At 70.5% G+C, this 12,663-nt stretch carries 13 protein-coding genes and 1 riboswitch; of the genes, 5 read left to right on the top strand and 8 right to left on the bottom strand.

Going from position 1 to position 12,663, the window contains the following annotated elements; genetic code table 11:
• Window positions 1–40: 40 nt before the first annotated feature.
• The 7 genes from AC4BGB_RS15015 to AC4BGB_RS14985 form a co-directional block, all read right to left on the bottom strand.
• Window positions 41–967, bottom strand: coding sequence for an ATP-grasp domain-containing protein (locus AC4BGB_RS15015; RefSeq protein WP_490547683.1), 927 nt, complete (start codon window positions 965–967; stop codon window positions 41–43).
• Window positions 968–971: 4 nt separating this feature from the next.
• Window positions 972–1,436 (bottom strand): PPOX class F420-dependent oxidoreductase, encoded by a 465-nt coding sequence (locus AC4BGB_RS15010; protein WP_490547682.1) that lies wholly within the window; start codon window positions 1,434–1,436, stop codon window positions 972–974.
• 79 nt (window positions 1,437–1,515) lie between these two features.
• Window positions 1,516–1,791: a MoaD/ThiS family protein gene (locus AC4BGB_RS15005; protein ID WP_490547681.1), complete on the bottom strand. Its 276-nt coding sequence runs from the start codon at window positions 1,789–1,791 to the stop codon at window positions 1,516–1,518.
• A gap of 46 nt (window positions 1,792–1,837) precedes the next feature.
• Entirely contained in the window at window positions 1,838–3,127 is a 1,290-nt protein-coding gene (gene thrC, locus AC4BGB_RS15000; RefSeq protein ID WP_490547680.1) for a threonine synthase, read from the bottom strand.
• Window positions 3,128–3,138: 11 nt separating this feature from the next.
• Window positions 3,139–3,274: riboswitch (SAM riboswitch) on the bottom strand.
• 129 nt (window positions 3,275–3,403) lie between these two features.
• Window positions 3,404–4,249 (bottom strand): trehalose-phosphatase, encoded by an 846-nt coding sequence (gene otsB, locus AC4BGB_RS14995; protein ID WP_490547679.1) that lies wholly within the window; start codon window positions 4,247–4,249, stop codon window positions 3,404–3,406.
• Window positions 4,250–4,367: 118 nt separating this feature from the next.
• Window positions 4,368–4,880, bottom strand: a complete 513-nt coding sequence (locus tag AC4BGB_RS14990) for a LytR C-terminal domain-containing protein (RefSeq protein WP_490547678.1) — start codon at window positions 4,878–4,880, stop codon at window positions 4,368–4,370.
• A 5-nt stretch (window positions 4,881–4,885) separates the two neighbouring features.
• A complete protein-coding gene (locus AC4BGB_RS14985; RefSeq protein WP_490547677.1) occupies window positions 4,886–5,188 on the bottom strand; it encodes a DUF3263 domain-containing protein in 303 nt (100 codons plus the stop codon).
• A 148-nt stretch (window positions 5,189–5,336) separates the two neighbouring features.
• On the opposite strand from AC4BGB_RS14985, the gene AC4BGB_RS14980 reads away from it, so the two are divergent.
• Together AC4BGB_RS14980 and AC4BGB_RS14975 are read left to right on the top strand one after the other, a co-directional pair.
• On the top strand, window positions 5,337–6,341 hold the full coding sequence (locus AC4BGB_RS14980) for a Gfo/Idh/MocA family protein (RefSeq protein ID WP_490547676.1): 1,005 nt from the start codon (window positions 5,337–5,339) through the stop codon (window positions 6,339–6,341).
• Window positions 6,338–7,786 carry an alpha,alpha-trehalose-phosphate synthase (UDP-forming) gene (locus AC4BGB_RS14975; protein WP_490547675.1) on the top strand — a complete coding sequence of 483 codons (1,449 nt, stop codon included), beginning with the start codon at window positions 6,338–6,340 and terminating at the stop codon, window positions 7,784–7,786. The genes AC4BGB_RS14980 and AC4BGB_RS14975 overlap by 4 nt, the downstream gene beginning before the upstream one ends.
• Before the next feature lie 31 nt (window positions 7,787–7,817).
• Here AC4BGB_RS14975 and AC4BGB_RS14970 read toward each other — a convergent pair whose 3' ends face one another.
• Complete coding sequence (locus AC4BGB_RS14970; RefSeq protein WP_490547674.1) at window positions 7,818–9,413, bottom strand: glutamate synthase-related protein; 1,596 nt, start codon at window positions 9,411–9,413, stop codon at window positions 7,818–7,820.
• A gap of 97 nt (window positions 9,414–9,510) precedes the next feature.
• Here AC4BGB_RS14970 and AC4BGB_RS14965 point away from each other — a divergent pair, with 97 nt between their 5' ends.
• From AC4BGB_RS14965 to AC4BGB_RS14955, 3 genes are all read left to right on the top strand, one after another.
• Complete coding sequence (locus AC4BGB_RS14965; protein WP_490547673.1) at window positions 9,511–10,935, top strand: alpha/beta fold hydrolase; 1,425 nt, start codon at window positions 9,511–9,513, stop codon at window positions 10,933–10,935.
• Complete coding sequence (locus tag AC4BGB_RS14960; protein ID WP_490547672.1) at window positions 10,932–11,819, top strand: SGNH/GDSL hydrolase family protein; 888 nt, start codon at window positions 10,932–10,934, stop codon at window positions 11,817–11,819. Before AC4BGB_RS14965 ends, AC4BGB_RS14960 begins: the two co-directional genes overlap by 4 nt.
• A 100-nt stretch (window positions 11,820–11,919) precedes the next feature.
• Entirely contained in the window at window positions 11,920–12,558 is a 639-nt protein-coding gene (locus AC4BGB_RS14955; RefSeq protein ID WP_490547671.1) for a potassium channel family protein, read from the top strand.
• Window positions 12,559–12,663: the final 105 nt, after the last annotated feature.

Genomic DNA, 12,663 nt, shown 5'->3' with positions numbered 1-12,663 from the left:
GTTCGTTGTGACGCTCAACCTTTCGGTGCCCCGTTCCCCGTCAGGGAGATCGCAAACGATCACGCACCAGGTCCGCGAACGCGCTCGCGTTCTGCGGCAGCACCTCGAGGTAGAGGCCGGGTTCGGTCAGCTCGAGCTCGCTGACGGCGAGGGTGCCGTCGACCAGGCGCATCAGGTCGACGCGGGCGTAGTCGAGCCGCTCTTCGAGCAGTGCCTGCGCCGCGGTGACCGCGCGGGTGGCCACCTCGGCGGCCTCATCGGTCAGCGGTACGGCGACCGTCGACCCGCCGTACCTCTCGTGCACCCGGAGCTCACCGCTCGCCGGCACCTTGCGGGCCGAGGAGACGACGCGGCCGTCGAGCACGAACACGGACGTCTCGCCCTCGGTGCGCACCGACTCGACCAGGGGCTGCACCACCCAGGGTCCGTCGCTGAGCCCGGACTCGTCGAGGTCGGCCGGGCCGCCGTCGACGCCGTCGAAGACGACCAGGCCCCGCCCTCCGGCCCCCACCGTCGGCTTGACCACCACGTTCGGGACGCCCGGGTCGCCGGGGGCCTCGCGATCCATGGACAGCTCCGCGATCGCGGCCGGCAGCTCCTCCTCGTGCTCCACGACGAGGGTCGGGACCACGGGGACGCCGGCTGCGGCGAGCTCGACCAGGTAGCTCTTGTCGGTGTTCCAGGCGAACACCGCGGCGGAGTTGAGCATCCACGGCACCGTGCCCGCCCAGCGGAGGAACTCCTCGCGGCGCTGGTCGTAGTCCCAGGTCGAGCGCACGGCGACCAGACCCTGGGACCAGTCGGCCCCGGGGTCGTCCCAGACCACCCAGCGCCCCTCGATCCCCCGCTCGGCCAGCGCCGGCAGCAGGTGGTCGGTCCCCGCCCACTCCTCGCCAGCGGGGAACCAGGAGCAGGTGGCGAGCAGTACGACGGGACGCGGCGGCGCGGCGCCGTCCTCGACGGTCATCGGCTCAGTCGGCCAGCTCGGGCGGGAAGCCGCCCGTGGCGATCGGACCCCAGGAGTCGATGGTGACCCGGATCAGGGACTTGCCCTGCTCGCGCATCGCCTCGCGGTACTCGTCCCAGTCGGGGTGCTCCCCGGAGATGCTGCGGAAGTAGTCGACGAGCGGCTCCACGGAGTCCGGCAGGTCGATCACCTCGGCGGTGCCGTCGAGCTGGACGTAGGGCCCGTTCCAGTCGTCGCTGTGGATCAGCAGGGTCACCTCGGGGGTGCGGCGCAGGTTGGCGACCTTGGCGCGCTGCGGGTACGTCGAGATCACCACCCGGCCCTCCTGGTCGACGCCACAGGTGACCGGCGAGACCTGCGGCCGGCCGTTCCTGCGGGTGGTCACCAGGGTGGCGTTGTGGCGGGGCCGGACGAACTCGAGCAGCTCGTCTCGGCCCACCCGGTCGGCGGTCGCGAGTTTGCGTGGCATCACCACAGTCTGCCCGATCGGGCTGCCGGTGAACCGGCCGATCACCGCGCCGATCTCCGCGCCAACCTTCTCGCCGGCCTCAGCCGCCGGCGACCGCCGGGATGATGCTGATCTTGGTGCCGTCGGGGGTGCTGCTGTCGAGGCCGTCGAGGAAGCGCACGTCGTCGTTGCCGACGTAGACGTTGACGAAGCGACGGATCTTGCCGGCGTCGTCGAGGACGCGCGCCTTGATCCCGCTGTGGTTGGCCTCGAGGTCGTCGAGCACCTCGGCCAGGGTGTCGCCCTGAGCCGCGACCTCGGAGGCGCCGCCGGTGTAGGTGCGCAAGATGGTGGGGATCCGGACCTGGACGCTCATCTGTCTCTCCTGCTGTGGGGGTGGGAATGCCTGCTGCGGCTGGGACTCAGACCAGGCCGCTGGCGCTGAACGCGGCGTACGACGGCTCGATCGTGGCCGCCGGGCCCACCGCGTCGCTGACCGCGTCCAGGGTCTTGAGCCCGTGCCCGGTGTTGATCACCACGGTCTCCAGGGTGGTGTCGAGCTGGCCGGTGTCGACGAGCTTCTTCAGCACGCCCACGGTGGTGCCGCCGGCGGTCTCGGTGAAGATCCCCTCCGTGCGGGCGAGGAGCACGATGCCCGCGCGCACCTCGTCGTCGGTGACGTCCTCCACGGCGCCGCCGGTCTCACGGCAGACGTCGAGGACGTAGATGCCGTCGGCCGGGTTGCCGATCGCCAGGCTCTTGGCGATGGTGTCCGGCTTGACCGGGCGGATCGCGTCGATGCCGGCCTTGTAGGCCACCGAGACCGGGGAGCAACCCGTGGCCTGCGCACCGAAGACGCGGTAGGGCTTGTCCTCGACGAGCCCGAGCTTGATCAGCTCCTGGAAGGCCTTGTGCACCTTGGTCAGCTGGGAGCCGGAGGCGACCGGGATCACGATCTGGTCGGGCAGGCGCCAGCCGAGCTGCTCGGCGATCTCGTAGCCCAGCGTCTTGGAGCCCTCGGCGTAGTAGGGCCGCACGTTGACGTTCACGAACGCCCAGCCCTCCTCCTCGCCGGCGATCTCCGAGGCGAGCCGGTTGACGTCGTCGTAGTTGCCGTTGACGGCGACGAGGTTCTCGGTGAACACCGCGGAGTTGACCTGCTTGGGCTTCTCGAGGTTCGAGGGGATGAACACGACGGTCTTGATGCCGGCCCGGGCCCCGGCCGCGGCGACGGCGTTGGCCAGGTTGCCCGTCGAGGGGCAGGCGAACACCTTGCTCCCGAACTCCCGCGCCGCGCTCAGCGCGCAGGCCACCACCCGGTCCTTGAAGGAGTTGGTCGGGTTGGTGGAGTCGTCCTTGACCCAGAGGTTGTCGATGCCGAGCTCACGACCGAGGTTGTTCGCCTTGAGCAGCCGGGTGAAGCCGGGCTCCATGTTGGGGCTCTGCTCGATGTCGTCGGGCACCGGCAGCAGCGCCTTGTAGCGCCAGATGTTGCGTGGACCCGCCTCGATGTCCTCCCGCGTGACCGCCGGGAAGTCGTAGGAGATCTCCAGGGGGCCGAAGCACTCCGGACACGCGTAGTTCGGGCCCAGGGCGATCTGGTGCCCGCACTCACGACAGGACAGGCCGGTCGCGTTGCCGAAGGCGCGCTCCCGGAGAGTGGTGCCGGCGCCGGTTGCAGTGGCGGGCGAGAGTTCTGTTGCAGTGCTCAAAGGAGGCCTCCTTCTCATCTTCCCTGGACCGGATTTCGGACCAAGACGGATTTGGCACCGCACCACACGAATCCGAAAGATCGGAGGCTCGGTGTGGCGGTTGCCGGGACTTCAACGGGCCGTTCCCTCAGTCCCTCTCGATGAGCTGTGCACCACAGTAGGTAGCCGTCTCAGAATGTGCACACCGATTCCGCCATTCGAGACGGCGCGGTCTCGCACCGCGGGAGACCCACGGCCCGGACAAGGGCGACATGGGTTGTCCGGGGGTGATCCGGCTCAGGCGCGGGCGTTCTTGATGTCGGCGGTGAGCTCGCGGAGCAGCTCCAGCACGCCGTCGGGTCCCTGCACCACCACGTCGGCGAGGTCGGCGAGGGCGTTCTCCTCCTCCGAGGCCGAGCACACCAGCAGGCCGGGGAAGCCGCGGCCACGCAGCTCCTCGACCGCCTTGAACGCCTCCACGTCGCCGAGGTCATCGCCGCAGAACACGAACGCCCGGGCACCGAGCTCGTCGCTCAGCCGGCGTACGGCGGCACCCTTGTTCATCCCGTGCGCCCGCACCTCCACGACCCAGCGGCCCGGCTCGATGTCGAGGTCGTGACTCTTCGCCGCGTCGGCGAGCAGCGGCAGCAGCCGCTCGAAGGCGCCCTCGGGGTCCGGCAGCCGGCGGGTGTGCACGGCCACGGCGAGGCCCTTCTCCTCCACCCAGGCGTCGCTGGCGTCGGCCTTGCGCAGCAGGCGCGGGATCTCCCCCATGAAGCTGGCCAGGCCGCGCGGCGGCTTGGGCGAGATCACCCGGCGGTTGGTGGAGGTCCAGCGCTCGTTGCCGTACTGGCCGAGGACGAACAGCTCCCGGCCGGTGTCCCCGATGGCGTTGCCGACCTCCTCGAGGCCGCCGAGGTCGAGGGCCTGGCGGGCCGGGCGCCCCGTGATCACCGCGACCGCACGCACCTGGGCGGCGAGGTCGACCAGCACCTGGTCGGCATCGGGGTGGATGTGGGCCCGCTCCGGGTCCTCCACGATCGGGGCCAGGGTGCCGTCGAAGTCGAGTCCGACGACGAGGTCGTCCGCGGTGCGCACCAGCGCGGCGTACTCCTGCTCACCCGACGTCGAGCCGAACTCCATGGGGCCCATGGTCCCAGCCCGGTTCGGCGCTTGTCCAAACGGGCCACCAGGCGGGCGGCAGGCACGAGCCGCCCGGAAGGGTCGCCGTCAGGGCGAGCCGGTAGAGGAAAGCGGCAGGTCAGCGGTAGTCGTCGGTGAGGATCACGGTGACGCGGTCGAAGCGCATCGGCTCCTCGGCCGGGCGCAGCTTCTTGATCCCGAGGTCGCGGCCGAGCTCGCGCGCGGCCTCCTTGAGGCGCGGCGGGAAGTAGACCGAGGTGCCGTCGATGGTGCCGTACCAGTTGTCCGAGCCCACGACGTTCCACCCGGCGGACTTGGCCTTGTCGGCGACGCCGCCGGCCAGGCCCTTGGTGCGGGTGTTGTTGAAGACCTCGACGAGCACCTCGCCGCGCTTGATCGGCTTGGGCTTGGGCTTGACCGGCGCCGGGTCCGCGGTGGGAGTGCTCGAGGGAGTGGCGGACGGGGTGCTCACCACGGGTGCTGCCGTCTCGTCGGGCGCCTGGTCGGGGTCGTTGGCCACGAACACCAGGCCCGCAACGGCGACCGCCGAGATGCACAGCACCAGCAGGCGCGTGGGCAGTACGACGCCGCGCTCGTCGCGCGGGCGCGAACCCCCAGGCAGCCTGGACATCGAGGTCACTCCGAGAGGTCGAAGCCGAGTCGGCGCGCGGAACGCTGGCGCTGACGGGTGGCGCGCAGGCGACGCAGGCGACGCACGAGCAGGGGGTCGTGGGCCAGCGCCTCGGGCCGGTCGATCAGGGCATTGAGGACCTGGTAGTAGCGGGTCGAGGACATGTCGAACTTCTCGCGGACGGCCTGCTCCTTGGCGCCGGCGTACTTCCACCACTGGCGCTCGAAGTCGAGCATCTCGGCGTCCCGGGCGGACAGCTCCGCGGGTCCCTCCGACTGGGAGTGGTTGAGCGCGTGGCTGGCGACCATCAGGACGACTCCTCGGACGGGTAACGGTGTGGCTGCGGGCTCATCATAGGCGAGGAAATACATCAGTGTCATTCGGTTCGCGGCGTGGCGCGTGCGGCTCGCGCGCGCTCGCGGGGTCGGCTGGCTCGGGCTGGGTACGGTGAGCGCCATGGAGACCATTCGCTGGGGCGTGCTGGCGCCGGGCCGGATCGCACGGACCTTCGCCACCGACCTGGCACTGGTGCCCGACGCGACCCTGGTGGCCAGCGGCTCACGCAGCCGGCAACGGGCCGAGGAGTTCGCGGCCGAGTTCGGGGGCACCGCCCACGGCTCCTACGAGGAGCTGGTCAGCGACCCGGACGTCGACGTGGTGTACGTCGCGTCCCCGCACGCGTTCCACGACGAGCACGTGCGGCTCGCCCTCGAGGCGGGCAAGCACGTGCTCTGCGAGAAGCCGATGACCCTCGACGCCGGCTCGACCCAGGCGCTCTTCGAGGAGGCGCAGGCCCGCGGGCTGTTCCTGATGGAGGCCATGTGGATGGCCTGCCACCCCATGATCCGCACGATGCTGAGGCTGCTGGCCGACGGCGAGCACGGCACGGCGCGCCAGGTGCACGCCGACCTCGGCTTCGTGGTCCCGAACGACCCGCACGACCGGCTCTTCGACCCCGCGCTCGGAGCGGGAGCCCTGCTCGACATGGGCATCTACCCCCTGACGTTCGCCCACCTGGTCCTCGGCGCCCCCGAGCAGCTCAGGTCGGTGGCCCACCTCTCCGAGAGCGGGATCGACCTCGACATCGCGATCGCGGGCCGCTACGCCGGTGGTGCGACCGCCGCACTGACCGCGTCGATGACCTCCCAGTCCCCGCGCTCGGCCTCGGTCGCCACCGAGATCGGCCGCTTCGACCTGCCGTGGGGCTTCCACCACCCCGAGCGGATCCGCTGGACGTCGTACTGGACCCAGCAGGGTGAGAGCGAGTGGATCCTCCCCGACGAGCCGGTGGTCGGCCGGGGCTACGGCAACGAGATCCTCGAGGTGCACCGCTGTCTGCGCGCCGGGGCGCGCACCAGCACCCTGGTGCCGCCCGCGCAGACGATCGCGCTGATGGAGCAGATGGACGAGCTCCGGGCCCAGATCGGTGTCACCTACCCCGTGGATAGGGTCGGCTCGTGACTTCGAGCTCGCAGCGCCGTACCAGCGCCGACCTGGTCGTCGTGGCCAACAGGCTGCCCGTCGACCGGGTCGTCGACGCCGACGGCGAGACCTCCTGGCGTCCCTCTCCGGGCGGCCTGGTCTCGGCCCTCCAGCCGGTGATGAGCCGCAACCGGGGCGCCTGGATCGGCTGGCCCGGGGACTCCGGCGAGGTCCCCGAGTCGTTCGAGGACGAGGGGATGACCCTGGTGCCGGTGCCGCTCTCGGCGGAGGAGGTCAACGAGTTCTACGAGGGGTTCTCCAACGACACCCTGTGGCCGCTCTACCACGACCTGGTGGCCAAGCCGTCCTTCCACCGTGAGTGGTGGGACTCCTACGTGGCGATCAACCACCGCTTCGCCGAGGCGGCCGCCAAGTTCGCGGCCAAGGACGCCACCGTCTGGGTGCAGGACTACCAGCTCCAGCTCGTCCCGGCGATGCTGCGCGAGCTCCGTCCGGACCTGCGCATCGGGTTCTACCTGCACATCCCCTTCCCCCCGCCGGAGCTCTTCTCCCAGCTGCCCTGGCGCCGCCAGATCCTCGAGGGGCTCCTCGGTGCCGACCTCGTCGGCTTCCAGCTCGCCGGCGCGGCCCAGAACTTCGTGCGCCTGGTCCGGCAGCGGGTCGGGCACAAGACCCACCGCGACTCCGTCTACCTGCCCGACGGCCGGGTGGTGATCGCCAAGGCGTTCCCGATCTCGATCGACACCGCCGGATTCGAGGAGCTCGCCCGCTCCGAGCCGGTGACCGCACGCTCCGCCGAGATCCGCGAGGAGCTCGGCAACCCCCGCAAGGTCTTCCTCGGGATCGACCGCCTCGACTACACCAAGGGCATCTACGCCCGGCTCCGCGCCTACAGCGAGCTGATCGCCGACGGCCACTTCACCGTCGAGGACGCGGTCTTCGTCCAGGTCGCCACCCCGTCGCGGGAGCGGGTCGACCAGTACCGCCGGCTGCGAGATGACATCGACCGGCTCGTGGGCCGGATCAACGGCGACCTCGGCCGCATCGGCCGGCCCGCGATCTCCTACCTGCACTCCTCCTTCCCCCGTGAGGAGCTGGTCGCGCTGTACGGCGCCGCGGACATCATGGTGGTGACCCCGTTCCGGGACGGGATGAACCTCGTCGCCAAGGAGTACGTCGCCAGCCGGTTCAACAACAACGGGGCGCTGGTGCTCTCGGAGTTCGCCGGCGCCGCCAACGAGCTCCGGCAGGCCTACCTGGTCAACCCCTACGACATCAACGGGATGAAGGCGACGATGCTCCAGGCCTACCAGGCCGAGGAGAAGGACCTGACCCGGCGGATGCGGGCGATGCGCAAGACCGTGGCCGAGAACGACGTGGCCCGCTGGGCCACCACCTTCCTCGACCACCTCGCGGGCTCCCAGACCCACACCCGGGAGCTGCACCCGGCCAGCCGCGGCTGAGCCACCTCGACCGGGCCCGGATCAGGCTCGCTCAGTCACCCGTGTCGGTGCCGACCGGGTCGTCCTTCTCGCCCTCACCGGCCTCGATGGACTCGCCCTCGGAGCGCATCCCGCCGGGTTGCATCACGTGGCGGATCTCCTCGGCGAGCTTCGGGCCCAGCTCTCCCCAGCCGTGCCTGTAGCCGTAGATCTCCCGCAGTGACTGCGCCTGGTAGTCGCCGCTGAGGATGTCGACGTCGTCGGCGGTGATCAGGCCCGGGTGAGCGACGCCGACCGACTCCGAGACCTTGACCAGCTCGTTGCGCAAGGTGCGGATGTACTGCGCGCACCGCTCGGCCTTGGAGACCGGCTCCAGGCCGTGCGCCAGCCAGGGATCCTGCGTGGCGACCCCCGTAGGGCAGCGGTCGGTGTGGCACTTCTGGGACTGGATGCACCCGATCGCGAGCATCGCCTCACGGGCGACGTTGACCATGTCCGCGCCGAGGGCGAAGGCGACCACGGCGTTGTCCGGAAGCCCCAGCTTCGCGGAGCCGATGAAGGTGACGTCGTCGGTGAGCCCGGCCTCGGCGAACGTGGCGTAGACCCGGGAGAACCCGATCCGGAACGGCAGCGCGATCGAGTCGGCAAAGATCGGCGGCGAGGCACCGGTGCCGCCCTCGCCCCCGTCGAGGGTGACGAAGTCGACCCCCCGGTCACCGCCGGCCATCAGGCGGGTCAGCTGGTGCCAGAACCCCATCTCCCCGACGGCGCTCTTGATGCCGACCGGCAGTCCGGTCTCGGTGGCGATCAGCTCCACGAAGTCGAGCAGGCTGTCCTCGTCGCTGAACGCGGTGTGCCGGGCCGGGCTGGCGCAGTCGCGGCCCATCGGGATGCCCCGGACCTCCGAGATCTCGCGGCTCACCTTCGCGGCGGGCAGCAGTCCGCCGAGACCGGGCTTGGCCCCTTGGGACAGCTTGATCTCGATCGCACGCACCGGGGCCGACTCGACGACCTCCTTGAGCTTGTCGAGGGAGAAGTTGCCGTGCTCGTCGCGGCAGGCGAAGTACGCCGTACCGAGCTGCAGCACCAGGTCCCCGCCCTGGAGGTGGTGCGAGGAGAGCCCACCCTCACCCGTGTTGTGCATGCAGCCCGCCTGCCGCGCACCGGAGTTCAGCGCCTGGATGGCGTTGCCCGACATCGACCCGAAGCTCATCCCGGAGATGTTGACCAGTGAGTCGGGGCGGAACGCCTTCGCCCGCCCACGAGGGCCACCCAGGACCTTGGCGCTCGGGAGGCCGGTCGTCCTGGCGTGGTCGTGGGGCAGCGAGCTGGCGAAGGTGCGGTGCTTGATGATCGCGTAGCCCGGCAGGTGCTCGGTGTCGTTGTCGGTGCCGAATCCGGAGTAGTTGTTCTGCTGCTTGGAGGAGGCGTAGATCCAGGTGCGCTGGTCGCGGCTGAACGGGCGCTCCTCGTCGTTGCTGGTCACGATGTACTGACGCAGCTCCGGGCCGATGGTCTCCAGCCAGTAGCGGGCGTGCGCGATCACCGGGAAGTTGCGCATCAGTGCGTGCCGCTTCTGGGTGAGGTCCCGCGCTGCGACCGCCCCGAGGGCAACGCCCACACCACCCAGCACCCGAGAGATCTTCATGGCCCAGTCCTACCTCGCACCCACGACGATGTCCATGTCGTGGATGGGCCGCCCGTGGGCGCGGCCCGGGTACGCGCGAGTCGGTAACCTCTCGCCCATGGACTTGATCCCCAAGCCGGACCAGGTCGCGTCCGCCGCCAGCAACGTCGCGCACAAGGTGCTCTACGGGGGGCTGGCGGACCTTCGCCCCATGCCGCGCACGCTCATCGACGACGGGCCGCTGCGCGAGGTCTACCACTACCGGCCGCAGAAGCGGACCCGCGAGAGCGGTGACCCGGTGCTGCTGATCACGCCGTTGGCCGCCCCCGCGATCTGCTATGACCTGCGGCGCGGCTGCTCCCTCGTCGAGCACTTCGTCACCCAGGGCCGGCCCACCTACCTCGTGGAGTACGGCGAGGTCTCCTTCAAGAACCGCACCATGGGCCTCGAGCACTGGGTCGAGGGAGTCGTCCCCGAGGCGGTCAAGACCGTGAGCGAGCACGCCGGCGGGCGCCCGGTGCACCTCGTCGGCTGGAGCCTGGGCGGCATCTTCGCCGCCCTCGCCGCCGCCGACGACGCCAGCCTCCCGATCGCGTCGCTGACCCTGCTGGGCACCCCGTTCGACGTCAAGCAGGTGCCGATGGTCGCCCCGATCCGGCCCATCCTGCGACTCACCGACGGCGGGCTGGTCACCCAGCTCTACCGGATGCTCGGCGGGGCACCGGCCCCGCTGGTGCGCCGGGCGTTCAAGCTCACCGCGGGCACCAAGCTGCTCACCAAGCCCCTCGCGATGCTGCAGCACCTCGACGACAGCGAGTGGCTGGCGCAGATCGAGGCGGTGGACCGGTTCACCGCGAACATGCACGCCTACCCCGGCCGCTCCTTCGGCCAGCTCTACCACCGGATGCTCAAGGGCAACCAGCTGCTCAAGGGCAAGGTGGACCTCACCGACAAGGTGATCGACCTCGCCGACGTCACGGTCCCGGTGCTGGTCTTCGCGGGCAACACCGACGGGATCGCGCCGATCAAGGCGGTGCAGGCCGCGGTCCCGCTGTTCACGGGCTCCCCCGAGGTGCGCCTGGAGATCGTGCCGGGCGGACACCTGGGCATGCTCACCGGTCGTGCCGCCCGGAACACGACCTGGGTGGTGCTGGACGAGTGGATGGAGCAGCACTCCGCCCCGGAGGAGTCCACCGGCAAGCCCGCCCGCCGACGGGCCGCGAAGAAGACCACCAAGAAGACCGCGGCGAAGAAGACGGCGACCCGGAAGACCCCGGCCAAGAAGACCACGGCGAACAAGAAGGCGACCACCAAGAAGGCCGCCGCCACGAAGACCGCCGCCACGAAGACCGCCGCGAAGAAGAGCGCCACCAAGAAGACCGCGGCCGAGAAGACCACGACGAAGAAGACGGCCACCAAGACCGCGAGGAAGCAGGCCCGGCCGGCCGTTGCCGAGGTCGCGCCTGACCGTTCGGCCATCGGCTCCAACCCCGCCCGCAGGTTCGCCTCGACCAGCTCCCGGAACCTCGCCCGAGGCTCTTGAACCTGCCGGCGAGGCACGTTTCGCGACAGGCGCTGCGCCTCGTCGCGGCCCTGCTGCTCGTCCTGCTCGTCCTGGCGCTCGGCACCACCAGTGGCCCAGGGCCGGCGCGCCCGGCGTACCAGCACTACGTGGCCCTGGGTGACTCCTACACCGCCGCGCCGTACGTGCCGCTCACCGATCCCGCCCGGGGGTGCTTCCGCTCGAGCAACAACTACCCGCGGCTGGTGGCCACCGCGCTGCACGTGGACGACCTCCAGGACCGGTCCTGCATCGGGGCCCAGACCCGGGACCTCCCCGGCAGGCAGCTGACCGGCCTCGGGGAGCGGGTGCCGCCGCAGTTCGACGCACTGTCGCAGGAGACCGACCTCGTCACCGTCGGCATCGGCGCCAACGACTACCGCCTCTACGGCCGGATCGCGACCGTGTGCCGCCGCTCCACCCACGGATGCCCGCTCTTCGACCAGCGCGCCGAGCTGGGCTCGATCGTGGCGCGCCTGCGCCCCGCGCTGGTCGCCACCCTCGGGCAGGTGCGCGAGCGCGCGCCGAACGCCCGGGTGCTGCTGATCGGCTACCCGCGGCTCTACCCGCCATCGGGGAGCTGCAGCCTCATCCCCAGGATGCGCGAGAAGGACCGGGAGACGTTCCGCGAGGTCAACCTGGGGCTGCGCAACCAGATGCGTGCGGCCGCCGCTGACGCCGGGGTCGAGTTCGTGGACTTCTACGCCGCGTCCCTGCGCCACCACGTCTGCTCACGGCAGCCGTGGGTCCAGGGGCGGGTGACCAACGTCCGGCTCGGCGCCGCCCTGCACCCGCTGCCGGCCGGCCAGGCCGCGTTGGCCCGGCTGGTCGAGCGGACGCTGCGGCAGCCCGCGCCCGCTGGGTAGGGGCTCAGTCCTCGGCGAGCACGATCAGCCGATCGCCCTTCTCGACGGTGAAGACCTGAGACTTCCAGTTTGGAGCAGCTGGCACGGCTAGCCTGCGGCCATGACCCGAGTGCAACGCTGGGAACGGCGCAGCGAGGTCCCGCTCCTACTGCTTGCAGCCGCATTCCTCGTTGCCTACGCCTGGCCCGTCGTACACCCGGGGATCGACTCCCGGCTGCAAGTCACCTTGGCAGCGATCTCGTGGGCAGTCTGGGGTGCCTTCGCAGTCGACTTTGCCGCCCGGGTCGTGCTGGCGGAGGACCGCAAGACCTATCTTGTCCGCCACTGGTACGACGTCGCCCTGGTTGGCCTGCCGATGCTGCGGCCCCTACGGCTGCTTCGACTGCTGGCGCTTGCCCGCGTGCTCAATCGCTCCGCCGCCGGGTCGCTCGCCGGACAGGTATCCACTTATGTCGTGGGAACCGCCGTCATGGCTGTGGGCCTCGGATCACTGGCCGTCCTCGACGCAGAACAGAAGGCGCAAGACGCCAACATCACTACCTTTGGCGACGCGCTGTGGTGGGCAGCAACCACGGTGACGACTGTGGGCTACGGCGACCACTTTCCAGTCACGCTCCAGGGGCGACTGATCGCAGTCGGTCTGATGGTCATCGGGATCGGCACCGTGGGTGCCATCACCGCGTCGGTTGCAACCTGGATGGTCTCTCAGGTCGCCTCGCGGCCCCAGCCCCCCGCCTAGTCTGCGGACGCGCTCGACGCGATCAAGGAGGCAGTGACCACCGGGCGGCGAGCCAGGATCGGCACGGCCTCGAGTCGCGGACACAGCGGCCTCCAGCCACTAGGT

It is taken from the genome of Nocardioides sp. Z30_9, from assembly GCF_058215735.1.
The sequence above is the reverse complement of the archived record's forward strand: the minus strand, read 5'-3'. Positions and strand labels throughout refer to the sequence as shown.